This window comes from Streptomyces smaragdinus, from assembly GCF_009604385.1.
In the GTDB taxonomy this organism is placed as follows: Bacteria; Actinomycetota; Actinomycetes; order Streptomycetales; family Streptomycetaceae; genus Streptomyces; species Streptomyces smaragdinus.
The window spans coordinates 241,819-268,432 of sequence record NZ_WEGJ01000003.1 but is presented as its reverse complement, the minus strand read 5'-3'; the positions used below and the strand labels follow the sequence as shown (position 1 = coordinate 268,432).

General features: G+C 72.3%; 25 protein-coding genes. 8 read left to right on the top strand and 17 right to left on the bottom strand.

The window, feature by feature from the left end:
* From SRB5_RS07305 to SRB5_RS07295, 3 genes are all read right to left on the bottom strand, one after another.
* The gene (locus SRB5_RS07305) at positions 1–258 is read right to left on the bottom strand and encodes a hypothetical protein (protein WP_153450606.1); all 258 of its coding nucleotides are present in this window, start codon (positions 256–258) and stop codon (positions 1–3) included.
* An 87-nt stretch (positions 259–345) separates the two neighbouring features.
* Complete coding sequence (locus tag SRB5_RS07300; protein ID WP_153450605.1) at positions 346–1,548, bottom strand: helix-turn-helix domain-containing protein; 1,203 nt, start codon at positions 1,546–1,548, stop codon at positions 346–348.
* 123 nt (positions 1,549–1,671) lie between these two features.
* Complete coding sequence (locus SRB5_RS07295) at positions 1,672–1,893, bottom strand: FmdB family zinc ribbon protein (RefSeq protein WP_153450604.1); 222 nt, start codon at positions 1,891–1,893, stop codon at positions 1,672–1,674.
* Between the two features lie 149 nt (positions 1,894–2,042).
* On the opposite strand from SRB5_RS07295, the gene SRB5_RS07290 reads away from it, so the two are divergent.
* Positions 2,043–2,660 (top strand): DUF4383 domain-containing protein, encoded by a 618-nt coding sequence (locus tag SRB5_RS07290; RefSeq protein ID WP_153450603.1) that lies wholly within the window; start codon positions 2,043–2,045, stop codon positions 2,658–2,660.
* Here SRB5_RS07290 and SRB5_RS07285 read toward each other — a convergent pair.
* The 4 genes from SRB5_RS07285 to SRB5_RS07270 all read right to left on the bottom strand — a co-directional run bounded on the left by SRB5_RS07285 (position 2,657) and on the right by SRB5_RS07270 (position 7,926).
* Positions 2,657–3,331 carry an O-methyltransferase gene (locus tag SRB5_RS07285; protein WP_153450602.1) on the bottom strand — a complete coding sequence of 225 codons (675 nt, stop codon included), beginning with the start codon at positions 3,329–3,331 and terminating at the stop codon, positions 2,657–2,659. The genes SRB5_RS07290 and SRB5_RS07285 overlap by 4 nt on opposite strands.
* 34 nt (positions 3,332–3,365) lie before the next feature.
* Entirely contained in the window at positions 3,366–4,157 is a 792-nt protein-coding gene (locus SRB5_RS07280) for an HAD family hydrolase (protein WP_153450871.1), read from the bottom strand.
* A 92-nt stretch (positions 4,158–4,249) separates the two neighbouring features.
* Positions 4,250–6,655 (bottom strand): phosphoribosyltransferase, encoded by a 2,406-nt coding sequence (locus SRB5_RS07275; protein WP_323377226.1) that lies wholly within the window; start codon positions 6,653–6,655, stop codon positions 4,250–4,252.
* Between the two features lie 89 nt (positions 6,656–6,744).
* Positions 6,745–7,926, bottom strand: coding sequence for an HpcH/HpaI aldolase/citrate lyase family protein (locus SRB5_RS07270; RefSeq protein ID WP_153450601.1), 1,182 nt, complete (start codon positions 7,924–7,926; stop codon positions 6,745–6,747).
* A 197-nt stretch (positions 7,927–8,123) separates the two neighbouring features.
* On the opposite strand from SRB5_RS07270, the gene SRB5_RS07265 reads away from it, so the two are divergent.
* Entirely contained in the window at positions 8,124–8,807 is a 684-nt protein-coding gene (locus SRB5_RS07265; protein ID WP_153450600.1) for a TerD family protein, read from the top strand.
* A gap of 74 nt (positions 8,808–8,881) precedes the next feature.
* Here SRB5_RS07265 and SRB5_RS07260 read toward each other — a convergent pair whose 3' ends face one another.
* From SRB5_RS07260 to SRB5_RS07235, 6 genes are all read right to left on the bottom strand, one after another.
* Complete coding sequence (locus tag SRB5_RS07260) at positions 8,882–9,631, bottom strand: TerD family protein (RefSeq protein WP_153450599.1); 750 nt, start codon at positions 9,629–9,631, stop codon at positions 8,882–8,884.
* Between the two features lie 92 nt (positions 9,632–9,723).
* A complete protein-coding gene (locus SRB5_RS07255; protein WP_323377225.1) occupies positions 9,724–10,872 on the bottom strand; it encodes a DUF475 domain-containing protein in 1,149 nt (382 codons plus the stop codon).
* A gap of 36 nt (positions 10,873–10,908) precedes the next feature.
* A complete protein-coding gene (locus SRB5_RS07250) occupies positions 10,909–11,487 on the bottom strand; it encodes a TerD family protein (RefSeq protein WP_153450598.1) in 579 nt (192 codons plus the stop codon).
* 146 nt (positions 11,488–11,633) lie between these two features.
* Positions 11,634–12,209 (bottom strand): TerD family protein, encoded by a 576-nt coding sequence (locus tag SRB5_RS07245; RefSeq protein ID WP_323377224.1) that lies wholly within the window; start codon positions 12,207–12,209, stop codon positions 11,634–11,636.
* 109 nt (positions 12,210–12,318) lie between these two features.
* A complete protein-coding gene (locus tag SRB5_RS07240; protein ID WP_153450597.1) occupies positions 12,319–12,786 on the bottom strand; it encodes a peroxiredoxin in 468 nt (155 codons plus the stop codon).
* A gap of 90 nt (positions 12,787–12,876) precedes the next feature.
* The gene (locus tag SRB5_RS07235) at positions 12,877–13,314 is read right to left on the bottom strand and encodes a DUF3052 domain-containing protein (protein WP_323377223.1); all 438 of its coding nucleotides are present in this window, start codon (positions 13,312–13,314) and stop codon (positions 12,877–12,879) included.
* 421 nt (positions 13,315–13,735) lie between these two features.
* Here SRB5_RS07235 and aceE point away from each other — a divergent pair, with 421 nt between their 5' ends.
* The 4 genes from aceE to SRB5_RS07215 all read left to right on the top strand — a co-directional run bounded on the left by aceE (position 13,736) and on the right by SRB5_RS07215 (position 19,575).
* A complete protein-coding gene (aceE, locus tag SRB5_RS07230; protein ID WP_323377222.1) occupies positions 13,736–16,483 on the top strand; it encodes a pyruvate dehydrogenase (acetyl-transferring), homodimeric type in 2,748 nt (915 codons plus the stop codon).
* 109 nt (positions 16,484–16,592) lie between these two features.
* Positions 16,593–17,408 (top strand): potassium channel family protein, encoded by an 816-nt coding sequence (locus SRB5_RS07225; protein WP_153450594.1) that lies wholly within the window; start codon positions 16,593–16,595, stop codon positions 17,406–17,408.
* Positions 17,409–17,542: 134 nt separating this feature from the next.
* Positions 17,543–18,682: an alpha/beta hydrolase gene (locus SRB5_RS07220; RefSeq protein WP_323377221.1), complete on the top strand. Its 1,140-nt coding sequence runs from the start codon at positions 17,543–17,545 to the stop codon at positions 18,680–18,682.
* A gap of 41 nt (positions 18,683–18,723) precedes the next feature.
* Positions 18,724–19,575, top strand: a complete 852-nt coding sequence (locus tag SRB5_RS07215) for a DUF4429 domain-containing protein (protein WP_153450592.1) — start codon at positions 18,724–18,726, stop codon at positions 19,573–19,575.
* A gap of 33 nt (positions 19,576–19,608) precedes the next feature.
* On the opposite strand, the gene SRB5_RS07210 is transcribed toward SRB5_RS07215, so the two are convergent.
* The gene (locus SRB5_RS07210) at positions 19,609–20,340 is read right to left on the bottom strand and encodes a VOC family protein (RefSeq protein WP_323377220.1); all 732 of its coding nucleotides are present in this window, start codon (positions 20,338–20,340) and stop codon (positions 19,609–19,611) included.
* Positions 20,341–20,417: 77 nt separating this feature from the next.
* Positions 20,418–21,077 carry a DedA family protein gene (locus SRB5_RS07205; RefSeq protein ID WP_323377219.1) on the bottom strand — a complete coding sequence of 220 codons (660 nt, stop codon included), beginning with the start codon at positions 21,075–21,077 and terminating at the stop codon, positions 20,418–20,420.
* Between the two features lie 253 nt (positions 21,078–21,330).
* Here SRB5_RS07205 and SRB5_RS07200 point away from each other — a divergent pair, with 253 nt between their 5' ends.
* The gene (locus SRB5_RS07200) at positions 21,331–21,924 is read left to right on the top strand and encodes a superoxide dismutase family protein (RefSeq protein WP_153450591.1); all 594 of its coding nucleotides are present in this window, start codon (positions 21,331–21,333) and stop codon (positions 21,922–21,924) included.
* 366 nt (positions 21,925–22,290) lie between these two features.
* Positions 22,291–25,284 (top strand): AfsR/SARP family transcriptional regulator, encoded by a 2,994-nt coding sequence (locus SRB5_RS07195; protein WP_323377217.1) that lies wholly within the window; start codon positions 22,291–22,293, stop codon positions 25,282–25,284.
* A gap of 48 nt (positions 25,285–25,332) precedes the next feature.
* Here the strand turns inward: SRB5_RS07195 and SRB5_RS07190 are convergent, their stop codons facing one another.
* Positions 25,333–25,590 (bottom strand): acyl carrier protein, encoded by a 258-nt coding sequence (locus SRB5_RS07190; RefSeq protein WP_153450590.1) that lies wholly within the window; start codon positions 25,588–25,590, stop codon positions 25,333–25,335.
* A 28-nt stretch (positions 25,591–25,618) separates the two neighbouring features.
* Complete coding sequence (locus SRB5_RS07185) at positions 25,619–26,611, bottom strand: beta-ketoacyl-ACP synthase III (protein ID WP_153450589.1); 993 nt, start codon at positions 26,609–26,611, stop codon at positions 25,619–25,621.
* Positions 26,612–26,614 lie beyond the last annotated feature (3 nt).

Here is a 26,614-nt window from a genome sequence, read left to right as displayed (position 1 = left end):
TCACCGCTCCCCGTGGGGGTGCGGCCGGTCCCCGAGGTGATCCTCGTGGGGGTGCGGCCGGTCCCCGAGGTGATCCTCGTGGGGGTGCCGCCGGATCCCGACGTTGCAGTCCGACACGGCGGCGAGGTCGCCGGCCCCCCGCGCCTCCGCGCGGTACGCGGCCAGGGCCTCGCAGGCGGCGCAGCCCTGCGCGGGGGGCGGGTCGGGGAGCGGGTAGCCGAGGTGTACCGGTGGCGTCAGATGGGTGCGATGCGGCATGCGGCTCCCGCCGGAGTCGGTGATCGGTGTCGATTACCAGCGTGGCGCCGCGCAACGGGGGTGAGTTTCAAGGCTTTTGAAAGCCCGTCAGGTGATGCCCAGCCAGGACGCCAGCCCCGTGAGGGATTCCTTGCCGTACCGCTCGAGGTGGATGAGCGTTGCCGTGGTCTCCCGGACCTGCGGGTGGTTGCGGGTCTGCTCGGGGGAGACGCGGCGGGCGGTCTGGAGGGCGGCGAGGGACTTCTCCTGGTTGCCGTAGTCCAGCCAGCCCTTCGCGGCGTCGATCCACCACCGGCCCGCGCGTACGGGGGCGACGTCGGCCGGGAGCCGCTGCCCGGTCCAGTGGACGACGCCCGGTCCGTCGCCCAGTTCGACGGCCACGCCGAGGCGGTGCATGAGGACGTTGGCGGGGCCGAACTCGACGCCGTAGTGGTTGGCGTCGCGTCCGAGGCGGGCGGCGGTCTCGGCGGCGGCGTCGAGGTGGGCCGTGGCGGTGGGCCGGTTCCCGGCGCGGGCGGCGAACATCGCGGAACGGAGATGGACCGCGCCGTGCACCGACAGGGCCGGGGGTGCCATGTGCGTGATGTCCTCGCCGAGGTCGTGGTGGACCCGCTCCAGGAGCCGGAGGCCCCGGTCGTAGGCGGCGGCCTGGAAGAACAGCGTGCTGCGCTGCCACTGGGTGCGTCCCACCCGCAGCGGGTCGCCGGACTCGCGGGCCGCCCACCGCACCCGGTCCATCGCCTGCGAGCGCAGGTCGAACAGCCCCAGGGCGTACGCGATGGCGGTGACGCCGGAGTATGCCTCGGCGAGCAGGCCGAACAGGCGCTCCCGTTCGGCGCCGCGTTCGGCGGCGTGGCAGGCGGCCGACAACTCGTCCAGCAGCGGCGGCAGCATCACGCCGAGCTTCGCGTACCGGGCCTTGCGGCCGAGGCCGGAGGCCGTCGCCACGTCGGCGGCCAGCTCCTCGTACGGGCGGACGGGGAGGGTGTCGTCCGGCAGGTCCCACGACAGCATGGACGTCTGGACGTCCGGAATCGTGGCGTGTACGCGACCGCGCTGCGGGTCCTCGTACGGCTGCCCCGTGAGCTGGGCCAGGCGCACCTTGAGCGCACGGGCCGCGGCAGCCGTGAACGAGGGGCTGGCGGGGGCGTGGCCGGACTCGACCTTGGTGAGGAGGGAGAGCGAGCAGCTCATCCGCTGGGCGAGCTGCCGCTGGGTCAGGCCACGGGCCTTGCGGGCGTCACGGACCCGTTGGCCGACGCGTTGGCTGCTGTACGTGGAGTCGGGCATACCGGAACCTCTCGGGACTGGACACCCCGAAAGTACCCACGTTCCGGCGCCGGAACCGGCGGCCCGGCGCAGCCGCCCCCCGCATTACTCACGCCCCCGCCCGCCGCAGGCGACGGCGCCGCCCTACCCGCAGCACCCCCCACCACAGCACCCGCCGCCTCCGCCCGCCGAAGGCGACGGCGACGGCGCGGACGAGCCGCCCGAGGCCACCGACACCGTCGACAGCAGCTTCACCGTGTCCCCGTGCCCCGAGGGGCACGAGGCCGGGGACGAGGACTCCGACATCGGGCGGGACAGTTCGAACGTGGTGCCGCAGGAGCGGCAGCGGTACTCGTAGCGAGGCATACGACCCAGACTAGCCGTCACCCTCCGTAATCGGAAGACTGGCGCCCGCCGGGCACCGGGCGGATGCTGGACATACGTGGGCGTACCCGTGCCCCCACGGAGATGCCCCGCGGAGCTGTCCCACGTACAGGCGAAGGAGGCCGACCCCCATGCCCACCCAGGACTACCCCGCCGACTCGCTCCCGCACCCCCTCGCGGAGCCCCCGCACTTCGAGCAGGAAGGCCCCCGCGGCGCCCTGCGCGAGCGCGGGGTGAACCTCGGGCTCCGCAAGCACACCCTCCTCGACGAGGCCCTCCCCGTCGACCACAAGCTGAGCCTCGTCTACCGCATCGGCGCCGGGCTGGCCGGCCTCTGGCTCATCGCCTTCGGCATCCTCGGCCTCACCGGCGAGGTCGGCTTCGCGAGCAAGCACGGCGACGAGATGATGGGCCTCAGCACGAACGGTCTCCTCGGCCTCATCTCCGTGGTCGCCGGCGCCATCCTGCTGCTCGGCGTGATCAAGGGCGGCAACTTCGCCTCCATGCTGAACATGGTGATGGGCGGCCTCTTCCTGCTCAGCGGCTTCGTCAACCTGGCCCTGCTGAACACGGAGGCGAACTTCCTCGCGTTCAAGATGTCGAACGTCATCTTCAGCTTCTGCGTCGGCCTTTTCCTGCTGATGTGCGGCATGTACGGGCGCGTCAGCAGCAAGTTGCCCCACGACAACCCCTACTGGCGCACCCGTCACACGGAAGACACCCGACGCCACGGACTGCGAACGGTCTAGCCGACCCGCCGCGCCAGCGTCAGCCCGTCGGCCACCGTCAGCAGCACCGACTCGGTCCGGGTGTCCCCGGCCACCAGGTCGTTGAACGCCCGGATCGCCGTCACCGCGGACCCCGTCTCCTCGGGGTCCGCGACCGTGCCGTGGTAGAGCACGTTGTCCACGACGATCAGCCCGCCGGGCCGCATCCGCGGCACCAGCTCCTCCCAGTACGCCGGGTAGCCCTCCTTGTCGGCGTCCAGATAGGCGAGGTCGATGTGCGGCTCGGCGGGCATCGCCCGCAGCGAGTCCAGCGCCGGGCCCAGCCGCAGCTCCACCCGGTCCGCGACCCCCGCCTGCTCCCAGGCGTCGCGGGCGTGCGCGGTCCACTCCTCGGAGACGTCCAGGGCGATCAGCCGGCCGTCCTTGGGCAGCGCCTGGGCCATGGAGAGGGACGAGAAGCCGGTGAACACGCCGATCTCCACCACATGCCTGGCCTCCGTCAGCCGGACCAGGAACGCCAGCAGCGGGCCCTGCTCCCGCGCCGACTGCATACCGGCCGAGCTGGGGAAACGGGCATGCGTCAGCTCGACGACCCCCCGTTGGACCGCGTCCAGCGGGGGGTTGTGGTCGAGCACGTACTGATAGAGCTCGGCGCTCTGCGGCGGCCGTTTGTCCTGCGGCGGGATCCTCATGAACGCAATCCTCGCGCAAGCCGCCCGTCCCGCGTCAGATCCTGAGCAGCATCTCCCGCAGGATTCGCTCGCCTGCCGCCACGCCCAGCTCGTCCAGCGCGGTCACCCGGGCGGACGTCCACCCCTGGTCGGCGAGCTCGCCGTGGCCCGGGCGCCAGCTCTGGTCGCCGGCCAGCAGCAGGTCGGTGTCCAGCAGCGAGTCACCGGCGGTGAGCGTGAGCGTCGTACCGGCGCGGCGGGCGACCTCGGCGACGGCGGCGCTCTTGGTGAGCGGGCGCGGCACGAGGTAGATCTTCGAGCCCTGCGCGGACACGGACCAGCCGCGCTCCCCGGCCCAGCCGGTGAGCTCCTTCACCCACAGCTCGGGCACCAGGTCGCGGGCGACCACGAGATACGTGAAGAGGTCCTCCGCGATGCGGATCTTGCGTGTCCAGTCGGGGTGGGCGGTGCGCTGGAGGTGCTCGCTGACCTCGGCCAGCGGCGCGCAGTCGGCGGCCAGGCGCTCGCGCACGGCGGCGTTCCAGTCGTGGTCGGTGTCGCCGTCGACGAGGAGATGGCCGCCGTTGGCGCAGATCGCGTACGGCGGGCGGGGGCCGGGGAGGCGGATGCGGCGGTACTGCTTGCGGGTCCGGGTGGTCGTCGGGACGAAGACCGTACGGGCCATCAGATCGGGGAGGAGGACGGCGGCGTCCTCCGTCATGTACGACAGCGGCCTGCCGTCGTTGACCTCGACGCACATCAGACGCGGCGCCCGCGCGTCCGGCATGCCCAGCAGCAGGGCGGCCGAGGAGTAGATGAGCGTCCGGTCGAGGTCGCTGGCGACCAGGACGCTGCTGCCCGCCGCGGTGGGCGGATCGTCGGTGACCGGTACGGCGGAGACGTCACCGGCGGATGAGAAGCCCGAAGGCCCGGTATGGCTCACGAAACAATCGCCTTCCCGTCGGCGCCCGTGGCGCCGCGCGTGTAGTGCGGATGGATGAGGCCCACACTGCTGTACGGCAGGTCCGTCCCGTCGACCTCCTCGACGGGGACGCCGCGCTGCTCGGCCAGGAGCCGGACGTGGTCGAGGTCGCTGCCGACGCCGCGCCGTACGAGCACGCGCCAGGGGACGCGGCGCAGCAGCACCCGGGTCGTCTCGCCGACGCCGGGTTTGACGAGGTTGACGTTGTGGATGCCGTACGACTCGCTGATCCGCTCCACGGCCCGCCACCCCGACCAGCTCGGCGCCCGGCCGGGGGAGGCCGGCATCGGGGCGACCGTACCGAGGGCGGCGAACTCGGCGGAGACGGTGTCGAGGAACGCGCGCGAGACGTCGGCGTCCGCCAGCTCGCGGTAGAACTTCGCGCCGTGGAAGTCGCCGGGACCGATCAGGCCCTCGCGCAGCACCGTGCGGGAGATCAGCCCGGAGACGGTGGAGTTGAGGCAGGCGGACGGGATGAGGAAGTCGTCGCGGGTGCCGAACGTGTCGACGCAGTAGCCGGGGTCGGCGAGGACGGCGATCCGCGGGTCGAAGCCCTCGAACTCCTCCAGCGCCTCCGCGAGTTCGCGGGTGATGGCGCCCTTGCCCGTCCAGCCGTCGACGAACACCACGTCCGCCGGGTCGTGGTGGGCGGCCAGCCAGCGCATCGCGGTGCGGTCGATGCCCCGGCCGCGGACGATGGACACCGCGTAATGCGGCAGGTCGAGGCCGTGGGCGTGCGCCGCCCAGCGCTTCATCAGCACGCCGACGGGGGTGCCGGCGCGGGCCAGGGACACCAGCACGGGGCGCGGGGAGCGCTCGGCCAGCACGGTCTCGGTGACGACGGCGACGGCCTCGGCCATCCGGCGGGCGGAGCCGGCGAGGGCCTGCTGGAAGAGGGCCTGGTAGGCGGGGCTCGGCTGGTACTCCACCGGCAGCGACTCGGCGTAATGCGCGCCGCCGCTCTGGATGGCCTCCTCGCGCTCCTCGGTGGGCGCCTCCAGCTCGACGCCGGAGAGGTCCTTGAGCAGCCAGCCGACCTCGTCGGGGGTGTACGAGCCAAAGGCCGGGCCGCGGAGCGGCCGAGGCAAAGGGGTGCCCCGCAGCGGCGACGGCAGCGGTACGTACGAGGGGAGCACCGCGAGCAGCACCCGCCCCGTGTGCGCCCCGACCTCCGCGAGCAGGGCGTCCAGCTCCGGGGTGTCCCCCGCGGAGTCCACGACGGCGACCACCGCGTCGAACGGGGCGTCCCCGGCGGCCGGGGCCACGTTGTACGCGTACCGCGTGCCGGGCCCGTCGGCCGGATCGTCGTGGGCCGGGAAGGCGAGCCGGGTCCGTATCGCGTACCCCGGATCGTCCACCGCCAGCACGGGGGAGCGCGTGGTCGTCGAGAACCGCACCTCGGCCGACGGCGCCGCGTCCTGCAGCGCCCCCGCCAGCCGCAGCGGCGCGTACATCAGCTCCTCGTTGCCGAGGACCAGCACCCGGGAGGCACCGGACCCCAGCGCGGAGGCCAGCCGCTCCCCCATCGCGGGCAGCGCCGCCTCCAGCCGCTCCCGGTCCCGGGACATGAACCCGTGCCGTCCGCCGTCGGGCAGCCCCGCAGGCCAGCCGACGTCGACGCGCGTGACGTCCGGCGCGGCACCCGGGGACGGAGCCGCCGGCGACGACAGCGACTCCACCAGCTCCTGCCCCCGCTCCAGCACCCCCTCCGGCAGCGTCACCGCGCCCGAGGCCAGCGCCACGACGTCCACCCGGGTCCCGAGGTCGGCGGCGAGCTTGTCCAGCTCCCGCCGGTCGTCCGCCGACCGCATGTCGACCAGGGCCGCCACCACGTACCGCTCCCGCGCGGACACGGCGTGCAGCGCGGCGACGGTGTTCCGTATGGTCCGCCCGGTGGAGCACTCGTCGTCCACCAGCACCAGCGGCCCGTCCCCGGCGAGCAGCGCGGGGTCGGCGGGCAGCAGCAGATGCCTGGTGGCGTGGCTGTGCTCCTCCTCGAAGCCGCCCGCCCGCGCCACGCCCGCCACCGGGCGCCGCGTGGAGTGCAGGTACGCCGCCGCGCCCAGCCCGTCGGCCGCGCAGTGCCCGAGGCCGGTGGCCGTCTCGGCGTACCCGAGCACCACGGCCCGGTCCGCCTCCGAGGGGCCCAGCAGCTCCCGTACCCGGCGGCCGAGCTCGAAGCCCGCGCCGTAGACGTCGGCGGGCGGGGCGGGTATGTGCTTGCCCAGCACCGACGAGACCAGCAGATGGGCGCGCCGCGGATTGCGGCGCAGCGCGAGTCCCAGCAGGTCACGCAGGGTGTCCGGGCCCGTCAGCGCGACGCCCAGCCGGTCGGTGACCCACTCCCCGTTCCATACCGCCACAGCTCAGCCGTTACCTTTCACTCGATTCGCCTCGCCATCTTCCTCCGACCACCCCGACCGACCTGCTTTTCCGGCTGGGGGTCCGGGGGTCATCCCCCGGGAAAATGCAGCAGACCCGCGTCCAGCAGCTCGACGAACGTCACGTCCTCCCGCGCCACGCCGAACACCTCGGCGCGCAGCAGGGTCCGCTCCGCCCAGGCCCGGTGGGGCTTGGCCTCGTTCATCTTGTTCGTGTAGGCCGAGCGCAGCACGCCGCCCCCGTCCCGTTCCCTCTCGAGGATGTCATGGGCGTCGGAGTACTCCTCCAGACTGACCACCGACAGGGCGTGCACCAGGGTGACGTGGCTGGGGTGTATGCAGCTCTTGCCCTGCAGTCCGTTGGCGCGGTCGAGCTCGATCTCGCGGAGGAGGCCGTCCATGTCGTGCGCGATCAGCCGGTCACGCAGCGCTTCGTTGACGCCGGTGAAGGGGCTGTTGCGGAGCTGCGGCTTGAAGATCCGCTCGTGCGGGCGGAAGTACTCCCACACCGGGCCGGTGACCGTGAAGCCGGTGCCGTCGGCGCGGCCGAAGGTGTTGACCACGTCGCCGATGGCCGAGGCGACGATCTGCAGGTCGTACGCCGTGATCTCGGGCGCGCGGCGCAGCCCGTAGACGGAGCAGAAGTCGGTGACGCCCAGGCGCAGCGCCAGGATCCGCTCGCGGTACTTGTCGGTCACCCGCTGGATGCCGGCCAGGGTCTCGCGGCGGGTCTCCAGATGCAGCAGCTCCGGGGACTCCAGGACGGGCATCGCGTACAGCGTGAGCGGGCCGTCGGCCCCCGCCTCGGCCTCGGCGATGGCCTCCAGGAACGGGATGCCGCGCTCCTCGGTGAACTTCGGCAGCACGAATCCGGACAGCAGCCGGGCGGCGGGGCCGAGCCGGGTCACCAGGTCGGGTATCTGGGCGGCCTCGCGGGTGCGTACGAACAGCAGCGGCAGCGCCGTCTCGCCGCGCTCGTGGAGCTCGCGCAGCTGCCGTACGACGTTGGCCTCGGCCGCGGGGACGTCGCCGTCGGCGATGGCGTCCTCGAGGCACAGGACCATCGAGACCACGCCGCGCGCGGCCTGCTTGACGACCGAGGCGGCCAGGTCGGGCCGGGTCGCCGGGGTGTAGAGGGTGGCGCCCAGCGCGCTGGAGAGCGTGCGGGCGGGCGAGGCGGCGTCGAACGATGCCGGCTCGCGGTGGAAGAGTCTGCTTCTCAAATCCTGGTCAAGGTGTCCGAAGTGCCGCATGCGATCCCCCTATCGCTGGTACTGGGTGCAGGTAGGCAGATCGGTAAGACTACGTTCCGCCTTGGCTGAAACGTTCCGCCGGTACGTGAATTCCGGGTAACCGTCGCACAACCGCGACACAGCCGTCGCATGCCGGTGGCGGCGGGCCCGCGGGGGCCGCGTTGTACCGGGGCCGGGGGAGGGGGCAGGATAGCCGTATGACGCACGCCATGGCCAAGGGGGCCAATCTCACCCTGCAGGTCACGGCCGTCCGGGCGGTGCTGCGCTGGCATCCCGGCCCCGGGTCGCCGGACGTCGACGCGGCGATGCTGCTGGTCGGGACGGACGGGCGGGTGCGGTCGGACGCCGACTTCATCTTCTACAACCAGCCCCGCCACCCCTCCGGCACGGTGCGCAAGCTGCCCAAGCAGAGCGGCGCCGACGGGCTCACGGACGCCGTCGAGGCGCGGCTGGACCGCCAGGAGCCGTCGGTGGACCGGCTGATCCTCTCCGCGTCCTGCGACAGCGGGACGTTCGCGCAGGTGGAGGACCTGCGGGTGCTGCTGTACGACGCGGGGGCGAACGGGGAGCCGTTCGCGTACTTCGACATCGTGCCGGAGACGGGCAAGGAGACGGCGCTGATCTGCGGCGAGCTCTACCGGCGCTCCGGCGAGTGGCGCTTCCGGGCGCTGGGGCAGGGGTACGAGTCGGGGCTGGTCGGGCTGGCGACGGACTACGGGATCTCGGTGGACGAGGAGCCGGCGCCGGCGCCGGCGGTGCCTCAGCAGGCGCAGCCTCCGCAGCCTGTGTCCGTGCCGGCGGGGCCGCCGCCGAGTGCCGCGTACGGGTATCCGCATACCTTTACCCTGCCGCCGCAGGGGCCGCAGTTCATCGGTCGGTGAGGGCGGGCTGCGGTTGGGCAGATCGGCGCTGCGCGCCTCGGCCTCAAACGCCGGCCGGGCTGGAACGGTGCCCGCTACCGCGTCGGCGTCTTGTACCCCCGCCCCCACTGCAGGCCCCAGCCGTACATCCGGTCCAGTTCCGACTGGAAGCCGTACACGTACTTCACCTCGCGGCGTACCTTCAGCTCGCCCTTGACGTTCTCGATCAGCACCACCGCGCACGACCGCGCGTCCGGTGCCCGTTCGTCCAGGGCGATCTCCACCCGCGGCCCGTTGCTCGGATAGAGCGTGACGATCGCGTGCGTACGGTCGAAGGCCGGCGTCCCGTCGTAGATGTAGACGAAGATCAGCAGCCGTTTGAACTCCTCGGCGTGATCGAAGTTGATGTAGATCGTCTCGCCGGTGCCGGAGCCGAACCGGTCGTCGCCGGAGAGCTTGATGTACGGCGCCTTGTTCGCGTCGCCGAAGAAGTCGCCCAGCGGCTGCACCACGCCCCGGCTGCCGTCCGCCATCTCGTACAGGCACGCCAGGTCCAGGTCGACGTTGACCATCGCCAGGCCCTGCGGGGAGGGCATGTCCGGCTTGAACAGCCGGCCCGGGTGGCGCAGTAGGGCGCGGGTGGTCAGGCCCTGGTTGCCGACGTCGGCGGAGCGCATCCGCCAGGAGAGGTTGACCCGCATGTTGCCCCGGTCCGCGCCCTGTTTGGTCAGCGAGATCACCGGATTGCGCCGGGTCAGCTGCACCGCGTACGAGGCGCCGCCGCTGTCGAACCGCGGCACCCCCTCCCGGCGCCAGGTGCCCCACAGCCCGTCCCAGAAACCCATCGCGTCCGTCCTCCCCAGCCCGCCCGTACCCGGACAACAAAAAGCCCCGGGAGCGGTGCGGAACACCGCCCCCGGGGGCAATTCTTCCCTCGTCAGACCCCGGAAGGAACCTCGGACCTGGACTCCTCGGCGTCGTCCCCCTCGCCCTCGGCGGCCAGGCGCTTGTTGCGCCGGATCGAGGACCAGAAGGACAGGGCGATCAGAGCCACACCGATCAGGCCCGTGACGACCTCCGGGATCTCGTACCGGATGGTCACCAGGAGCAGGACGGACAGCGCGCCGATCGCGTAGTGGGCGCCGTGCTCCAGATAGACGTAGTCGTCCAGGGTGCCCTGGCGGACCAGGTAGACGGTGAGGGACCGGACGTACATGGCGCCGATGCCCAGGCCCAGCGCGATGACGATCGGGTCGTTGCTCACCGCGAACGCGCCGATCACGCCGTCGAAGGAGAACGACGCGTCGAGCACCTCGAGGTAGAGGAACATGAAGAACGCGGCCTTGCCGGCCAGCTTGACCGTCTCGAACTTCTTGCCCGAGCGGGCCGCCTCCTCCTCGAGCTCGTGCTCGTGCTCCTCTTCCTCCTCGAGTTTGTCCTCGAAGTGCCCCGACAAGCCGCCGACCACGAGATACGTGATCAGACCGGCGATGCCGGCCAGCAGCACCGTCGACACCTTGTCCGCGTGCTCGCCGCCGTACTGGTGGGCGTGCTCGGCGAAGAGGAAGGAGCTGCCCAGCAGGGCGATGAGCGCGACGCAGACCGAGATGGCGTCGATCCGGCCGAAGCGCGACAGCGGACGCTCGATGAAGCCGAGCCACTTGTCCTCACGCTCGTCGAAGATGAACTCCAGGAAGATCATCATCAGGAACATGCCGCCGAAGGCCGCGATGGCCGGGTGGGCGTCCGTGACCAGCTGCTCGTACTTGTCGTGGTTGTTCAGCGCGAGATCGACCGCGTCCCACGGGCTGAGGCTCGCCGTGATGGAGACGATGACGACGGGGAAGATCAGCCGCATGCCGAAGACGGCGATGAGGACACCGACGGTGAGGAAGATCTTCTGCCAGAACTCGTTCATCTTCTTCAGCACGCCGGCGTTGACCACCGCGTTGTCGAAGGAGAGGGAGATCTCGAGGATGGACAGGATCGCGACCAGTCCGAAGGCTTCCCAGCTTCCGTAGAGGAAAGCCACCACCAGCCCCGCCGCGGTGACGGCGAAGGACCAGCCGAAGGTTTTGAAGATCACAATCTGTCCAATCCAATCGTGTGGGTCGGGCGTGAATCAGCCAACGTTGACTCCGAAGTCTAGGGCGATTCCCCGCAGGCCCGACGCGTACCCCTGACCGACCGCCCGGAACTTCCACTCGCCCTGGTACCGGTAGACCTCGCCGAAGATCATCGCGGTCTCGGTGGAGGCGTCCTCGGAGAGGTCGTAGCGGGCGAGCTCCTGGCCGTCGGCCTGGTTCACGACGCGGATGAAGGCGTTGCTGACCTGGCCGAAACTCTGCCCCCGGATGTCCGCCTCGTGGATGGAGACGGGGAAGACGATCTTCTCGCAGGCCGGCGGGACCAGGCCGAGGTCGATGTAGAGGGACTCGTCGTCGCCCTCGCCCTCACCGGTGAGGTTGTCACCGGTGTGCTCGACCGAGCCCTCGGGGCTCTTCAGATTGTTGTAGAAGACGAACCACTGGTCGCCCAGCACCCGGCCGTTGCCACCGCAGAGCAGTGCGCTGGCGTCCAGGTCGAAGTCGGCGCCGGTGGTCGACCGGGCGTCCCACCCGAGTCCGATCATGACCTTGGTGAGATTGGGTGCGGCCTTCGACAGAGAGACGTTGCCGCCCTTAGCCAGCGTGACGCCCATGTTGTGCATTCCTCCCCGTAGAGCGGTTGTGACCCTAGTGTTGCGGTTGTGGCGCGCGCCGCACACTGCCCGGACCGGGCAATGTGCGGCGCCGTGTGCTGCGTGATCTGAACCGGTCCTTCCGGACCGGGGACGACGGGCGTCGGTCAGACGTTGACGCCGAAGTCCTGGGCGATGCCGCGCAGGCCCGAGGCGTAGCCCTGGCCGATGGCGCGGAACTTCCACTCCGCGCCGTGCCGGTAGAGCTCGCCGAAGACCATCGCCGTCTCGGTGGAGGCGTCCTCGGAGAGGTCGTAACGGGCGAGCTCGTTGTTGTCGGCCTGGTTCACGACGCGGATGTACGCGTTGCGGACCTGGCCGAAGGACTGCTGGCGCGACTCCGCCTCGTAGATCGAGACGGGGAAGACGATCTTGTCGACGTCGCCCGGGACGCCGGCCAGGTTGACCTTGATGACCTCGTCGTCGCCGTCGCCGGTGCCCGTGAGGTTGTCACCGGTGTGCTCGACGGAACCGTCGGGGCTCTTCAGGTTGTTGAAGAACACGAAGTGACCGTCCGAGACGACCTTGCCCGCCGGGCTGACGAGCAGTGCGCTGGCGTCCAGGTCGAAGTCCGCTCCGGTGGTCGTCCGGGCGTCCCAGCCCAGACCGACGATCACGGCGGTGAGGCCCGGCGCCTCCTTGCTCAGCGAGACATTCCCGCCCTTGCTGAGACTGACTCCCACAGTTCCCCTCCTGGTGTTTCTTTCTGACTTGATCCCTCGGCTGGCCCCAAACGTACCGGTCCCGGCCGGTCCGCGTCCCTGAGTCGGCGGACAACCGGTTCCCGCGGGGTCAGAGGCCGGCCAGGGCCTTGACGTAGTCGTCCGTGTCCCGGGCGTCCGGCAGTCCGTTGTGCACCGTCCACCGCACGATTCCGGCCGGGTCGATGACGAAGGTGCCGCGCTGGGCGCATCCCTTGTCCTCGTCGAAGACGCCGTACTCGCGCGAGACGTTGCCGTGCGGCCAGAAATCACTCAGCAGGGGGAAGTCCAGCCCCTCCTGGTCGGCGAAGATCCGCAGGCTGTGCATGGAGTCGCAGGACACGGCGAGCGTGTGGACCGTGCCGCCCGCCGCCTCGGCCAGCCTGGTGCCGGCGCCCTGCAGCGCGCGCAGCTCGGCGGTGCACACGCCGGTGAAGGCGAACGGGTAGAAGACCAGCAGGACGGCGTCGCCCCGCAGGTCGGACAGGGCCACCGTCTCGCCGTGCTGGGTGCGCAGGGTGAAGCCGGGGGCCGGGGTGCCGGGGGTCGGAGCGCTCATGGGCGCCAGCCTAGGCCCAGGCCCTTCGCGGGCACGCCACTGGGGCGAGGGTGGTCGTCACCCTCGCCCCGGGTCGCGTCGGGAGTCGGCCTACCGCTTGCCCGAGCGGGCGGCGGCCTTCGGGGTCAGCAGTCTGCTGCCGCTCCAGTCCTTGCCCGCGTTGATGCTCTTGGTCTGCGACAGGCCGGCCGTGGTGGCGGCCTCGTTGATGTCGCTCGGCTCGACGTAGCCGTCCCGCCCCGTCTTGGGCGTGAGCAGCAGGACGGAGCCCCCCTCGTCGATGTACGTGGTGGCGTCCACCAGCGCATCCGTCAGGTCGCCGTCGTCGTCGCGGAACCAGAGCACCACGGCGTCCGCCACATCGTCGTAGTCCTCGTCGACCAGCGACGAACCGATGGTCTCCTCGATCAGATCGCGGAGCTCCTGGTCGGTGTCCTCGTCGTAGCCGATCTCCTGGACCACCTGTCCGGCCTGGAAACCCAGCCTGACGGCCAGGTTCGTCTCCGCGTGGCCCGCGGTCGCGCTCACGGATTGCCTCCTGCTTCTGTTTCGTCTGGTGTGTGCAGTCTGGTCGCGGTCTGTCCGCTCCTCAAGACTGCCCCGCACCTCGCGTACGCGCGAGGCGATGGGCGTAGTCCACACGTGTGGGACGGATCGCGCAAGTACCCCGAGGCGGATCCCGCCCAAACGAAGTGTCGCCGGGCATGTCCGTGTATGGGGTGTCGGCGCGCGGAGACCGCCGTGGGGCAAACAGGTGTACCACGGCCGCGGGGCGAAGCGGAGGTAGGGTTCGAATCGGGCGACCGCACCCACTACCCGCCCCCTGAATTCCGGGGCCCACCAGCGGTTACCCCGCAGTAGAGATGACGTACGAGCCGCGCCGGTACACGATGGAAGGCGCGCAGAACCAACGGCAGGCAGTGCCCGAACCGAACAGCGAAGGAACAGCGTGGCTTCCGCATCGGATCGCAACCCGATCATCATTGGCGGCCTTCCCAGCCAGGTCCCCGACTTCGACCCCGAAGAGACCCAGGAGTGGCTCGACTCCCTCGACGCGGCCGTGGACCAGCGCGGCCGGGAGCGGGCCCGCTATCTGATGCTGCGCCTCATCGAGCGGGCCCGCGAGAAGCGCGTGGCCGTGCCGGAGATGCGCAGCACGGACTACGTCAACACCATCGCCACCAAGGACGAGCCGTTCTTCCCCGGCAACGAGGAGATCGAGCGCCGGATCCTCAACGCCACCCGCTGGAACGCGGCCGTGATGGTCTCGCGCGCCCAGCGCCCCGGCATCGGCGTCGGCGGCCACATCGCCACCTTCGCCTCCTCCGCGTCCCTCTACGACGTGGGCTACAACCACTTCTTCCGCGGCAAGGAGGGCGGCGACGGCGGTGACCAGGTCTTCATCCAGGGCCACGCCTCCCCGGGCATCTACGCCCGCGCCTTCCTGCTGGACCGGCTGAGCGAGGCCCACCTCGACGGCTTCCGCCAGGAGAAGTCCCGGGCCCCGCACGCGCTGTCCAGCTACCCGCACCCGCGCTCCATGCCGGACTTCTGGGAGTTCCCGACGGTGTCCATGGGTCTGGGCCCGATGGGCGCGATCTACCAGGCCCGGATGAACCGCTACCTGCAGGCTCGGGGCATTGCCGACACCTCGCGCTCGCAGGTGTGGGCGTTCCTCGGCGACGGCGAGATGGACGAGCCGGAGTCGCTGGGCCAGCTGTCCATCGCCGCCCGCGAGGGCCTGGACAATCTGACCTTCGTCGTCAACTGCAACCTGCAGCGCCTGGACGGCCCGGTGCGCGGCAACGGCAAGATCATCCAGGAGCTGGAGTCGGTCTTCCGCGGTGCCGGCTGGAACGTGATCAAGCTCATCTGGGACCGCACCTGGGACCCGCTGCTCGCCCAGGACCGTGACGGCGTGCTGGTGAACAAGCTGAACACCACCCCCGACGGCCAGTTCCAGACGTACGCCACCGAGTCCGGCGCGTACATCCGGGAGAAGTTCTTCGGCGACGACCAGCGGCTGCGCGCCATGGTCGAGGGCATGACCGACGACCAGCTGCTGCACCTCGGCCGCGGCGGCCACGACCACCGCAAGGTGTACGCGGCGTTCAAGGCGGCGCAGGAGCACAAGGGCCAGCCCACCGTCGTCCTCGCGCAGACCATCAAGGGCTGGACGCTGGGGCCCAACTTCGAGGGCCGCAACGCCACGCACCAGATGAAGAAGCTCACGGTCGAGGACCTCAAGCGCTTCCGCGACCGCCTCCACCTGCCGATCGCCGACAAGGACCTGGAGTCCGGCGCGCCGCCGTACTACCACCCCGGGCGCGACTCGGAGGAGATCCAGTACATGCACGACCGGCGGCTGTCGCTCGACGGCTACGTGCCGACGCGCGTGGTGCGGGCCAAGCCGCTGGACCTCCCGGAGGACAAGACCTACGCCGCCGTCAAGAAGGGCTCCGGGCAGCAGGAGATCGCCACCACCATGGCGTTCGTCCGGCTGCTGAAGGACCTGATGCGGGACAAGGGGATCGGGCAGCGCTTCGTGCCCATCGCCCCCGACGAGTACCGGACGTTCGGGATGGACTCCTTCTTCCCGAGCGCCAAGATCTACAACCCGCTCGGGCAGACGTACGAGTCCGTGGACCGTGAACTCCTGCTGTCGTACAAGGAGTCGCCGACGGGCCAGATGCTGCACGACGGCATCACCGAGGCCGGCTGCACGTCGTCGCTCATCGCGGCGGGCTCCGCGTACGCCACGCACGGCGAGCACATGATCCCGGTGTACGTCTTCTACTCGATGTTCGGCTTCCAGCGCACCGGCGACTCCTTCTGGGCGATGGGCGACCAGCTCGCGCGCGGCTTCGTCATCGGCGCCACCGCCGGGCGCACCACGCTGACCGGCGAGGGCCTGCAGCACGCCGACGGCCACTCGCAGCTGCTGGCGTCGACCAACCCGGCCTGTGTGGCGTACGACCCGGCGTACGGGTACGAGATCGCGCACATCGTGCAGGACGGTCTGCGCCGGATGTACGGCTCCTCCCCGGAGCACCCGCACGGCGAGGACGTCTTCTACTACCTCACCGTCTACAACGAGCCGATCGTCCACCCTGCCGAGCCGGCGGACGTCGACGTCGAGGGCATCCTGCACGGTCTGCACCGCATCTCCGCCGGTACGAACGGCCAGGTGCCCGCGCAGATCCTCGCCTCCGGTGTCGCCGTGCCGTGGGCGGTGCGGGCGCAGCGGATGCTCGCCGAGGAGTGGGGCGTACGGGCCGACGTGTGGTCGGCGACGTCGTGGAACGAGCTGCGGCGCGAGGCCGTCGAGGCCGAGCGGCACAACCTGCTGCACCCGGACGAGGAGCAGCGGGTGCCGTGGGTCACGCGCAAGCTGGCGGGCGCCGAGGGGCCGAAGGTCGCCGTGTCGGACTGGATGCGGTCCGTGCCGGACCAGATCGCGCGCTGGGTGCCGGGCACGTACCAGTCGCTGGGCGCGGACGGCTTCGGCTTCGCGGACACCCGGGGCGCGGCGCGGCGGTTCTTCCACATCGACGCCGAGTCGATCGTGGTCGCCGTACTCACCGAGCTCGCCCGCGAGGGGCGGATCGACCGGGCGGTGCTGAAGATGGCCATCGACCGGTACCAGCTGCTGGACGTCACGGCCGCGGACCCCGGTCCGGCCAGCGGGGACGCGTAACGGAGACAAGACGGGAGGCCCGGTTCGTTTCGTACGGACCGGGTCTCTTCGTGCGTAAAGGCACGGCTTAGCATCGGGGAGCACGCACCGTTCCTTGAGTGGGGGAGTCATGACCTCGGCCATCAGCACGTCGAAGGGCGGCCGGCCGTCCCCGCGCGAGGAGCGGTGGGAGCGGGCGGCCTACCGGCCGCTGATCGTCCTCGCGGTCGTCTTCGCCGCCGCGTACGCCGTGCCGATCGTCTCCCATCCCTCGCCGGGGGTGCGGGAGCTGTGCCAGGCGGTCGAGTGGCTGGTGTGGGGGGCCTTCGCCCTCGACTACGGGGTCCGGCTGTACCTCACCGGGGACCGGCTCGCATTCCTCCGCGGTCACTGGCTCGACCTGGTCGTCGTGCTGCTGCCGCTGATCCAGCCGCTGCGGCTGCTGCGGCTGGTCTCCGCGGTGCTGCTCACCGGGCGGCGGGTGCAGGCGGCGGCGCAGGTGCGGCTCACCACGTACGTCGGCGGGTCGCTGATCGGGCTGCTGATCTTCGGGTCGCTCGCGGTGCTGGAGGTCGAGCAGGGACGGCCGGGGTCGAACATCAACACGTTCGGTGACGCGACGTGGTGGGCGTTCACCACCATGACCACCGTCGGATACGGCGACCATGCCCCGACGACCGGGATGGGGCGAATCATCGCGGTGGCGCTGATGATCTCCGGGATCGCGCTGATCGGTCTGGTCACGGCGAACATCGCGGCCTGGTTCATCTCCCGCTTCGAGGCGGAGTCCGAGCACGAGCAGCGGCAGATGGAGCTGATCCGGGACCTGTCGGACCAGGTCGCCTCGCTGCGGTCCGCCCTGGGCGAGCTCACCGCCCGGCTGGCCGAGCAGCCGCCCGTACCACCGGCGCCGGCCGGGACCCCTCAGCCGCGCAAGACCCCCTAGCCGTGGTCTTTGTCTCACCAAGCTGTGCCCGGAGGGCTCCGGTTGTCCTCTAGGGTGGGCGGCCAATGCCCCGTCCCCCACCCCCTCGGGCGCCCGTGATCATTCACTTCCGTTCCCCCGCTCCCGCGGCCACCGTGCGCCGCGCGATCCTCGTGCTGGCCGTGGTCTTCGGCGTCTTCGCCACCGTCGGCTGGACCGCCGTGCGCGGGGACCCCGACGGCGTGAGCCCGCGTGAGGCGGCGCTCGCCGCGTGGCAGCACGCCGGGCTGCCGGACCCCATGGGCAGCCCCGCGGCGACGGCCCACTGGTTCGCCGGGCTCGGCGTCGTCCGGGCCACCTGGCTCGCCGATCAGCACCCGCTCGTCGTCGGCAACCTCGACGGCGCCCCCGTCGCCCTGCGCTACCGCGCCAACCGGCGCGCGATCGGCGACGAGCTGGCGGCGGAGCGGGCGCAGCTGCGGGCCGGGACGCTGGCCCCGGCGGGCCGCCGCCAGATCGCCGAACGCGTCGCCGTGCTGACCGCCCTGCACCGGCCGGAGCGGCAGGTCCTGGCCTTCGACCCGACGGGCCGGGGCCAGGTCGCCGAGGTCCGCGGCGACCTCGGGCACGCCGCCCGGGTCGCGATCGTGGTGCCCGGGGTGGACACGAAGCTGAGCAACTACCGGCGGTTCGCCTCCGACGACAAACCCGGCTATATCGCCCCCGCCGGGATGGCGGACTCCCTCTACGCCCAGCTCCGGACGACCGGTGCCGAGCGGCGTACGGCCGTCATCGCCTGGGCCGACTACGCCGCGCCCGCCGGCATCGGTGTGGAGGCGGCGACCGGCATACCCGCCGAGGAGGGCGCCCGCCGGCTCACCCGGCTCGTCTCCGCCCTCCCCGGCGCCTCCCGCACCGCGCTGATCTGCCACTCCTACGGCTCGGTCGTCTGCGGGCTCGCCGCCCCGGGGCTGCCCGCGCGGGTGACGGACATCGCCGTGGCCGGCAGCCCCGGGATGCGTGCCGAGAACGTGGGGGCGCTGCGTACGGGGGCGCGGGTCTGGGCGACGCGGGCGGCCGGCGACTGGATCGAGGACGTGCCGCACTTTGAGCTCGCGGGGCTGGGGCACGGGGCGGATCCCGTCTCGGACGGGTTCGGGGCGCGGGTGTTCGACGCCGGTACGGCGCGGGGGCACACGGAGTATTTCCGGCCGGGGACGGCGAGTCTGCGCATGTTTGCGGCCATCGCGGCGGGAGGCGTCCGATCCGCCGTGAGTGACGCGCGTAGCACGTAATCCGCGAGGGAGGGGGGACGTAATGAGTCCAGGCCCTTACGATGAGCCGCATGGGTGATGTGCTGTCCGGGCTCCACGCATCCTGGGAGTTCGATTCGGACTCCGTGCTCATCCGCTACGAACGAGGAATACGCACACCTCGGCTGCTGCACGCGCTGACCGAGCGGAGGATCCCGCTCGAGGCGCTGCGATCCGTGGGTATCTCTCCGGGGAAGCGGGGGACTGTGGTGTTGCGGCTTGTGCCGCGGCAGGGGGCTGATCCGGTTTTCGACGTGTCCGCGGGGCAGCTCAAGGAGAGCTGCGACCCGTACCGGCTGGTGCTGCCCGAGAGCCGCGCCACGCTCGCCGAGTACTACGCCGACGAGATACGGCCGGGGCTGGGCGGGGAGGGCGAGTGCGAGCAGCTCGTCGCCGCGCCGGAGCCCCCGCTGCACTTCAAGGCGTACGACGCGAAGGCGTCCTTCGACGGGACGGCGGTGTCCTTCCGCTGGTTCTGGACGGGTGCCTCCTCCGCGAAGTGGAAGGCCGGCGACCAGACGTTCGCGGTGACGGAGCTGGAGGGCGTCGAGTGGCGCTCCCCGGAGGGCCTCGCCGGGCATCTGCGGCTGCTGCCGGCGGGCGGCGGGCGGACGCCGGGGGCGGCGGACCAGGATCCGGCGTCGGTGGTGTTCGGGCTCGGGTACGGGTCGGTGCAGGAGTCGCTGCCGTTCGCGGCGGCGGTCCTGTCGGCCATACGCGCCGCGGGGCCGGCCCGGGCGCGGGCGCAGCAGGTGCGGACGGATCCGTCGGACATCGCCGACCGGATCCGGCATCTGGGGGCGCTGCACCGGGACGGGATCCTGACGGACGCGGAGTTCTCGGCGAAGAAGGCGGAGCTGCTGGCGGAGCTGTGAGGCTCCTTGGCCGGGGCCGGGGGCCGTGCGGGGTCAGCCGAGCGTGCCGGTGTACGGGTCGCGGGCGGTGAGGCAGTAGACGCCGCCCGCCGGGTCGCGCAGGACCGTCCAGTGGGCGCCCTCCGCCACCCGCGTCGCGCCGAGCTTCTCGTGCGCCGCGGCCACCTGCTCCCGGTGCGTGCCGCAGGCCAGGTCGACGTGGGCGCCGGGCGCGGCGGCGGGGTCCGCGAGGCGCTGCAGGAGGACGCGCACCGGGAGGCCGGCGGGCGGGCGGACCCAGCGGAACTCCGGCAGCGCGCCGGGGCCGGTGGCCCAGCCGGTGAGCGCGGGCCAGAAGGCGGCCTCCGCGTCGAACGCGTCCGCGGGGACGTCGAGGCAGACCTGGTCGAGCCGGCTGATCCCGTCCAGCGGCTCCGCCCGCCGCGCCTCCCCGCCCCACGGCACCGCGCAGAACGCGATCCCGGCGGGCGAGGCCAGCACCGCCCACCCGTCGTGGACGGCGAGGGTACGGGCCCCGGCGGCGACGGCGTGCGCGGTGAAGGCGACGGGATCCGCCACGCAGAAGTCCAGATGCGCGCCGCCGCCCTCCCGGACGGCCTGCAGCTTGACGCAGGGATCGGCGCCCGCCGGCAGCAGCGTGGCGAACTCCCCGTCGTCCCCGCGCAGGGCCGAGACGCCGGTACCGGTCACGGCGCTCCAGAACGCACGCGCCTCGGCCCACCGCCCGGCGGGGCGGTCGACGAAGGCGTAGGTCCAGCGGATCACGAGGCGTCCTCCCGTACCGGTTCGGTCCCGGACGGACCGATCCTGGCACGTACGGGGTGGCGACCGCCTCCGGTTATCTACGCCGTGGCCTCGCGCCGCCGCTTCGGGTGCTGGACGACGTACGCCGCGGCCAGGCCGCCGACGAACAGGGCCAGGACCGAGACCCCGGTGGCGATCCAGCTCGCGCCCAGCCACTGGCTGCCCAGGTAGCCCAGGCCCACGCCGTACGCCGCCCAGACCAGGCCGGCCAGGGCCGACCAGGGGAGGAAGTCGCGGGCCTTGCGCCGGGCGACGCCGGCGCCGAGGCTCACCACCGAGCGGCCCGCCGGGGCGAAGCGGGCCAGGACGACCAGCGCGCCGCCGCCGCGGCTGACCACGCCGCCCAGCCTCTCCTGCGCGGCCGACAGCCGGCGCGAGCGGGCCACCGCCTCCTCGAAGTGCTTTCCGCCCCGGTACGCGAGCCGGTACGCGACGAGGTCGCCGATCAGCGAGGCGGAGGCCGCGCACGCGACCAGGCCCAGCAGCTCGGGGAGATGCGCGGTGTCGTCCAGTACGGCGGCGCCCTTGCGCACGGCGGCCGTCGCGGTCGCCGTGGCCGAGGTGCCGGCGGCGGCTGTCGCCGCCATGATGACGAGCGCGCCGGAGGGCAGGACGGGAAGGAAGACGTCGAGCAGCACGGAGAGCGTGATGATCGCGTAGATCCATCCGGAGTCGGCCAGCGACACCAAGATCTCCACGACGTTCCCCCCAGGTGCACCGCCGGGTCCTCGTGACTACGGTCGGTGTTCAGCTCGAATGGTCTTATACAGCGTACGCCCAGCGTGTCGTGAGATAACGCCTGGGGCAACGGATATTGCACGGATCACGCGTGACGCGAGGAACATCCGCCCCCTTCACCCGGATGCCGGGCGCGTCACCCCCACCCGGACCCGCCGGGCCGGGGACCGTAGATGCCGACGCGCAGCCGAAACCCCCCACAAGGAGCGGACCATGCGTACGGCGCTCACCCTCACGGCCATCGCCCTGGCCGCCGCCACCCTCCCCGCCACGACCTCCACCGCCGCGGCCCCGGCCGCCCCCACCGCCCAGCCCCCCGTCGGCATCGTGCTGAAGGCCGCGCGCTTCGCGCCGCCCACCGCGTTCGTCCGGTCCGACGCCATCACGTACGACACGACGCTGGTCCCCGCCGGCGCCTTCATCGGCGTCGCCGAGATCGGCGCCGGCGGCGAGACGCACACCGAGATCGGGCTGCACGGCCTGCTGCCCGACCGCGCCTACGGCGCCCACGTCCACACCAAGCCGTGCGGCTACACCCCCGAGGAGTCCGGCCCGCACTACCAGAACGACGTCGACCCGGTGCAGCCGTCCACCGACCCCGCGTACGCCAACCCGGAGAACGAGGTGTGGCTGGACTTCACCACCGACAGCCGGGGCGAGGCCACGGCCGGCTCGGTGAACGACTGGCGCTTCCGCCGGGGCGGGGCCCGCTCGATCGTCGTCCACGAGCACGGTACGGCCACCGACCCCGGGCACGCCGGGACGGCGGGGGACCGGCTGGCGTGCTTCTCGGTACGGCTGAAGTAACAGGTCCGTACCTGAGGTTACGGGGCCGTACCGGAAGTAACCGGTGTGTGCCAGGTTATTCGAAACGATGACGGAGAACTCCTGCCGGGCTTTATCGCGGGGAACACCGGCTACCCGCGAGTCGGTCCGGCGGGAGTTTCACCCGGGGCCGTACACGTCCCCGAACTGGGGCTTCGCGCGGGTGCCGGAGGGGGAGGGGGCAGCGTTCAACCAGTTGTTGACGGGGCATCGGCGCGCGGGTTATAAACAGCCGTGCGAAAGGTCAACGTGCGCTCAGAATAGCGGTGTTGTGCGCGAGAGCCTGGGAAGTGTGCGCTGCGTACCAATCGGCCGGGCCGCTTACCCGGCTGAAACCGGGGTGAATCCGTGTCGACGTTCTTCCGCATCCTGGGGCCGCTGGAGATAACGGCGGACGGCGTGAGTGTCCCCCTCAACGGAGCCAGGCAGCGCACGATCATGTCGATGCTGCTGCTGTCCCCGGACCGGGTGGTGTCCGTCGACACGCTGGCCGACGCCGTCTGGGACGGCGCGCCCCCGCCGACCGCCCGCAACCAGATCGCCATCTGCGTCTCCGCGATGCGCAAGATCTTCCGGACGGCCCTCGGCCCCGCCGACGTGATCGTCACCAGGCACCCGGGCTACCTCCTCGCCGCCGACGGCCACCGCATCGACGCCCTGGAGTTCCGGGCCGCGGTGGCGCGCGGCCGGGAGGACGCCCGGCAGGGCTCCCCCGAGCAGGCCGCCGCCGCGTACGAGTCGGCGCTCGGGCTCTGGCGCGGCGACGCCCTCGGCGGCATCGAGGCGAGCCGGGTGGCGTCCCGGGCGGCCCGGCTGAACGAGAGCCGGGTGGAGGCGTACCTCGAGTACACGGCGCTCAGACTGGAGCTGGGGCGGCACGAGGACCTGCTGGGCGAGCTGACCGCCTTCGTCCGCGAACACCCCCTGAACGAGCAGGCCAACGCCCACCTCATGCTCGCCCAGTACCGCTCCGGCCGCCGCGCCGACGCCCTGGAGACCTATCGCGCGGGCCGCCGCGAGCTGACCGAGTCGGCCGGCATCGAGCCCGGCCCCCGGCTGCGCGACCTCCACCAGGCCATCCTGCGTGACGCCCCCGAGCTGGCCCTGACTCCCGTACGGGAACCGGAACCCGCCGACCCGCCGCCGCGCCACCTGGTCCCCGCCGAGCTCCCCGCCCCCACCGTCTCGTTCACCGGCCGCGAGCGCGAGCTCGCCGCCCTGGACGGCCTCCTCGCCCACCAGGACGCGGGCGGCCCGTCCGTCGGCGCGGTCACCGGCATCGGCGGCGTCGGCAAGACCGCGCTCGCGGTGCACTGGGCGCACCGGGTCGCCGACCGCTTCCCCGACGGCGTCCTCTTCGCCGACCTGTACGGCTACCACGAGGACGAGGCCCCCCGGCGCGCGACCGAGGTGCTCGACGGCTTCCTGCGCGCCCTCGGCCTGCCCGCGCAGGACATCCCCGCCGGGGAGGAGGAGCGGGCCCGGCTGCTGCGGACCGTGCTGAAGGACCGCCGGGTGCTGATCGTGCTGGACAACGCCCGGTCGTTCGAGCAGATACGCCCCCTGCTCCCGGGCTCCGGCCGCTGCTGCGTGCTGCTCACCGGCCGCGATGTGCTGAGCGAGCCGGCCGGCGCGTACACCTTCGTCGCCGTCCCCCTCGGCTCCCTCCCGCACCGGGACGCCGCCGCGCTGCTGGGCCGGGTCGCCGGCGCCGGCCGGGTGGACGCCGACCCCGCCGCCACGTCCCGGCTGGTCGAGCTCTGCGACGGGCTGCCGCTCGCCCTGCGCATCGCCGGTGCGCGGCTGGCCGGGAAGCCGCACTGGACGGTGCGCACGGCCGTGGTCCGGCTCGCCGACCACCGGCGCCGGCTGGACGAGCTCAGCCCCGACGAGCGCGGGGTGCGGGCCTGTCTGCGGCTCAGCTACCGGGCGCTGGACGCGGACGCCGCCCGGCTGCTGCGGCTGCTCGCCACCCTCGAGGTGCCCGCCTTCTCCGCCTGGGCCGGCGCGGCCCTGCTCGAGGTGGACGTCATCGAGGCGGAGGACCTCTTCGAGCAGCTCGTCGACGCGCAGATGCTGGAGCCGGCGGGCGCCGGGCCCGAGGGGCAGATGCGGTACTCCTTCCAGCAGCTCGTGCGCCTGTTCGTACGGGAGCGGGCCCTGCTCGACGACACCGAGGCCGAGCGCGCCGCCGCCGTCCGCCGCGCCTGCGGCGTCTGGCTGTGGCTGGCCTCCGCCGCGCACCGCCGGCTGTACGGCGGCGACTACACCCTCATCCACGGCCCCGCGCCCCGCTATCCGCTGCCGGAGGATGTCGCCGACCAGATCCTGCACGACCCGATGGCCTGGTTCGAGCGGGAGCGCACCGCCCTCACCGGGCTCATCGAGCAGGCCTGCGCGCAGGGCGAGTCGGCGTACGCCTGGGATCTGACGCTGACCACCGTCACCCTCTTCCAGAACCGGGAGTACCCGGAGAACTGGCGGCACTGCGCCGACGCCGCCTGGCGCACCGCGCAACGGGCGGGTGACGCCGTGGGCGAGGCGGCCATGCTGCACTCGCTGGCCACCCTGGACATCATCGAGTGGCATCTGGACACCGCCCGCGACCGGCTCACCGCCGCGCTGCGGCTCTTCGAGGAGCGGGGCGAGAACGCCGGCCGGGCGCTGGCGCTGCGCAACCTCGCGCTGTGCGAGCGCCAGCTCGGCGACCACGCCGCCGCCGCGGTCGCCGGGCGGCGGTCGCTGGAGCTGTTCCGGGCGGCGGGGGACCGGTACGCGGAGGCCCATGTGCTGGTGCTGCTGGCCCAGATCGAGCTGGAGCGCGGTGACCCCAAGCGCAGCCTCGAGCTGTCGGCGGATGCCGTCGTGCGCAGTCAGACGCTGGGGGCGACGCGGGTCCAGGCGCAGGGCATCGTGCGGCGCGCCGAGGCGTACGTGCTGCTCGGCGACGGGGCGCGGGCGGAGGACGCGGCGCGGGAGGCGGTACGGCTGGTCCGGGCCGACCGGGACCGCAGGGGTGAGGCCCACGCGCTGCGCGCGCTGGGGGCGGCGCTGTGGTGCCGGGGGAACACGCGGGAGGCGGAGGACGTGCTGCGGGACGGGGTGTTCGCGGCGCGGCTGGTGCCGGACCGGTTCCTGGAGGCGCGGGCGGCGACGGCGCTCAGCTGTGTGCTGGCCCAGCTGACGTGGCGCGGTGAGGCCGCGGAGTGGGCGGCGCTGGCGGGGAGGCTGTTCGCGGAGGTCGGCGCGGACCGCTGGGAGGCCGTCGCCAGACGGCTCGCCGCGGCCGTACAGGACGACCGGCCGGCCGCCGACCTGCTCTTCGCGCTGGCCATGCCGTGACGGGGTGCGCGGCGGCGCCCCGGGTCGGGGCCGGGGCGCCGCCGCCCGTTATCCGGTCACTCCCGTGACGCCCTTGGCGAGCAGGAGCGCGGCCAGCCCGGCGGCGCTGCCGGCCTCCTTGATCTCCGCGTCCTCCAGCTCCACCGCGTACATCTTGCCGAGGGACAGGCTCAGTTCGACCACGACCAGGGAGTCGTACTCGAGCGCTTCGAAGGTGGTCTCGGGCGTCGACTCCGGGGGAGCCGCGTACTGCTCTCTCAGATGATCGAGGATCTGCTGCTCGAGCTGGGTGGTGGTCATGGTCATCGGTTGGGCTCCTTCGGTTGGACGGGGTTCATCCCGGTGTGACGTCGGGCCAGGTGAGGGCGGCTGAGGCCCAGGTGAGGCCGCCGCCGAAGGCGGTGAGCAGCACGCGGTCGCCGGGGGTGAGACGGCCGTGTTCGGCGGCGTGGGCGAGGGCGAGGGGGATGGAGGCGGCGGAGGTGTTGCCGACCCGGTCGACGTCGACGACGGCCCGTTCGGCGGGGATGCCGAGATGGTCGGCGAGGGCGGTGAGGATGCGGACGTTGGCCTGGTGGCCGACGAGGCGGTCCACGTCGGCGGTGTCCCAGCCGGTACGGGCCAGGGTGCGCCGGGCGGATTCCCCCATCCGCAGGACGGCCTGCTTGAAGACGGCGCGGCCCTCCATCCGGAAGTAGCGGTCCGTCCCGGCCGGTTCGCGCGAGCCCCCGCCGGGGATGCGGATGAGGCCGGGGCGGCTGCCGTCGGAGCCCAGGTCGGTGGCCAGCAGGGTGCCGGGGCCGGGCTCGTCGTCGGGGTCGCGGGCGGAGAGGATCAGGGCGCCCGCGCCGTCGCCGAAGATGACGCGGGTGGTGCGGTCGCCGGGGTCGAGGATCGTCGAGTAGGTCTCGGCGCCCACCACCAGCACGTGCGCGGCGTGGCCGGCCGTGATGTGCGCGTGGGCGGTGGCCAGGGCGTACAGGAAGCCCGAGCAGACGGCGGAGACGTCGTACGCGGCGACCGGGCCCAGGCCCAGGCGGGCGGCGACGTCGGGGGCGGTGGCGGGGCAGCGGTGGTCGGGGGTCGTGGTGGCGAGGATCATCAGGTCGATGTCCCCGGGCGAGAGGCCGGCGGACTTGATGGCGCGTCCGCCCGCCTCCAGCGCCAGATCACCGGTCGCGGTGCCGGGGTCGGCCCAGTGGCGGGTGCGGATGCCGGTGCGGCTCTCGATCCACTCGGGGCTCGTGTCGAGTAGGGCGGACAGTTCCTCGTTGGTGACCCGGCGCGCGGGGAGATACGCGCCGAGTCCGGTCACTGTGGTTTCCATGCC

Excerpts from the sequence above, each read along its gene's own strand:
- SRB5_RS07295 (WP_153450604.1), bottom strand. The coding sequence starts at position 1,893 with ATGCCTCGCTACGAGTACCGCTGCCGCTCCTGCGGCACCACGTTCGAA.
- SRB5_RS07300 (WP_153450605.1), bottom strand. The coding sequence starts at position 1,548 with ATGCCCGACTCCACGTACAGCAGCCAACGCGTCGGCCAACGGGTCCGT.
- SRB5_RS07265 (WP_153450600.1), top strand. The coding sequence starts at position 8,124 with ATGACGCACGCCATGGCCAAGGGGGCCAATCTCACCCTGCAGGTCACG.
- SRB5_RS07215 (WP_153450592.1), top strand. The coding sequence starts at position 18,724 with ATGAGCCGCATGGGTGATGTGCTGTCCGGGCTCCACGCATCCTGGGAG.
- SRB5_RS07240 (WP_153450597.1), bottom strand. The coding sequence starts at position 12,786 with ATGAGCGCTCCGACCCCCGGCACCCCGGCCCCCGGCTTCACCCTGCGC.
- SRB5_RS07270 (WP_153450601.1), bottom strand. The coding sequence starts at position 7,926 with ATGCGGCACTTCGGACACCTTGACCAGGATTTGAGAAGCAGACTCTTC.
- SRB5_RS07200 (WP_153450591.1), top strand. The coding sequence starts at position 21,331 with ATGCGTACGGCGCTCACCCTCACGGCCATCGCCCTGGCCGCCGCCACC.
- SRB5_RS07305 (WP_153450606.1), bottom strand. The coding sequence starts at position 258 with ATGCCGCATCGCACCCATCTGACGCCACCGGTACACCTCGGCTACCCG.
- SRB5_RS07250 (WP_153450598.1), bottom strand. The coding sequence starts at position 11,487 with ATGGGCGTCACGCTGGCTAAGGGCGGCAACGTCTCTCTGTCGAAGGCC.
- SRB5_RS07225 (WP_153450594.1), top strand. The coding sequence starts at position 16,593 with ATGACCTCGGCCATCAGCACGTCGAAGGGCGGCCGGCCGTCCCCGCGC.
- SRB5_RS07185 (WP_153450589.1), bottom strand. The coding sequence starts at position 26,611 with ATGGAAACCACAGTGACCGGACTCGGCGCGTATCTCCCCGCGCGCCGG.
- SRB5_RS07260 (WP_153450599.1), bottom strand. The coding sequence starts at position 9,631 with ATGGGTTTCTGGGACGGGCTGTGGGGCACCTGGCGCCGGGAGGGGGTG.
- SRB5_RS07290 (WP_153450603.1), top strand. The coding sequence starts at position 2,043 with ATGCCCACCCAGGACTACCCCGCCGACTCGCTCCCGCACCCCCTCGCG.
- SRB5_RS07190 (WP_153450590.1), bottom strand. The coding sequence starts at position 25,590 with ATGACCATGACCACCACCCAGCTCGAGCAGCAGATCCTCGATCATCTG.
- SRB5_RS07285 (WP_153450602.1), bottom strand. The coding sequence starts at position 3,331 with ATGAGGATCCCGCCGCAGGACAAACGGCCGCCGCAGAGCGCCGAGCTC.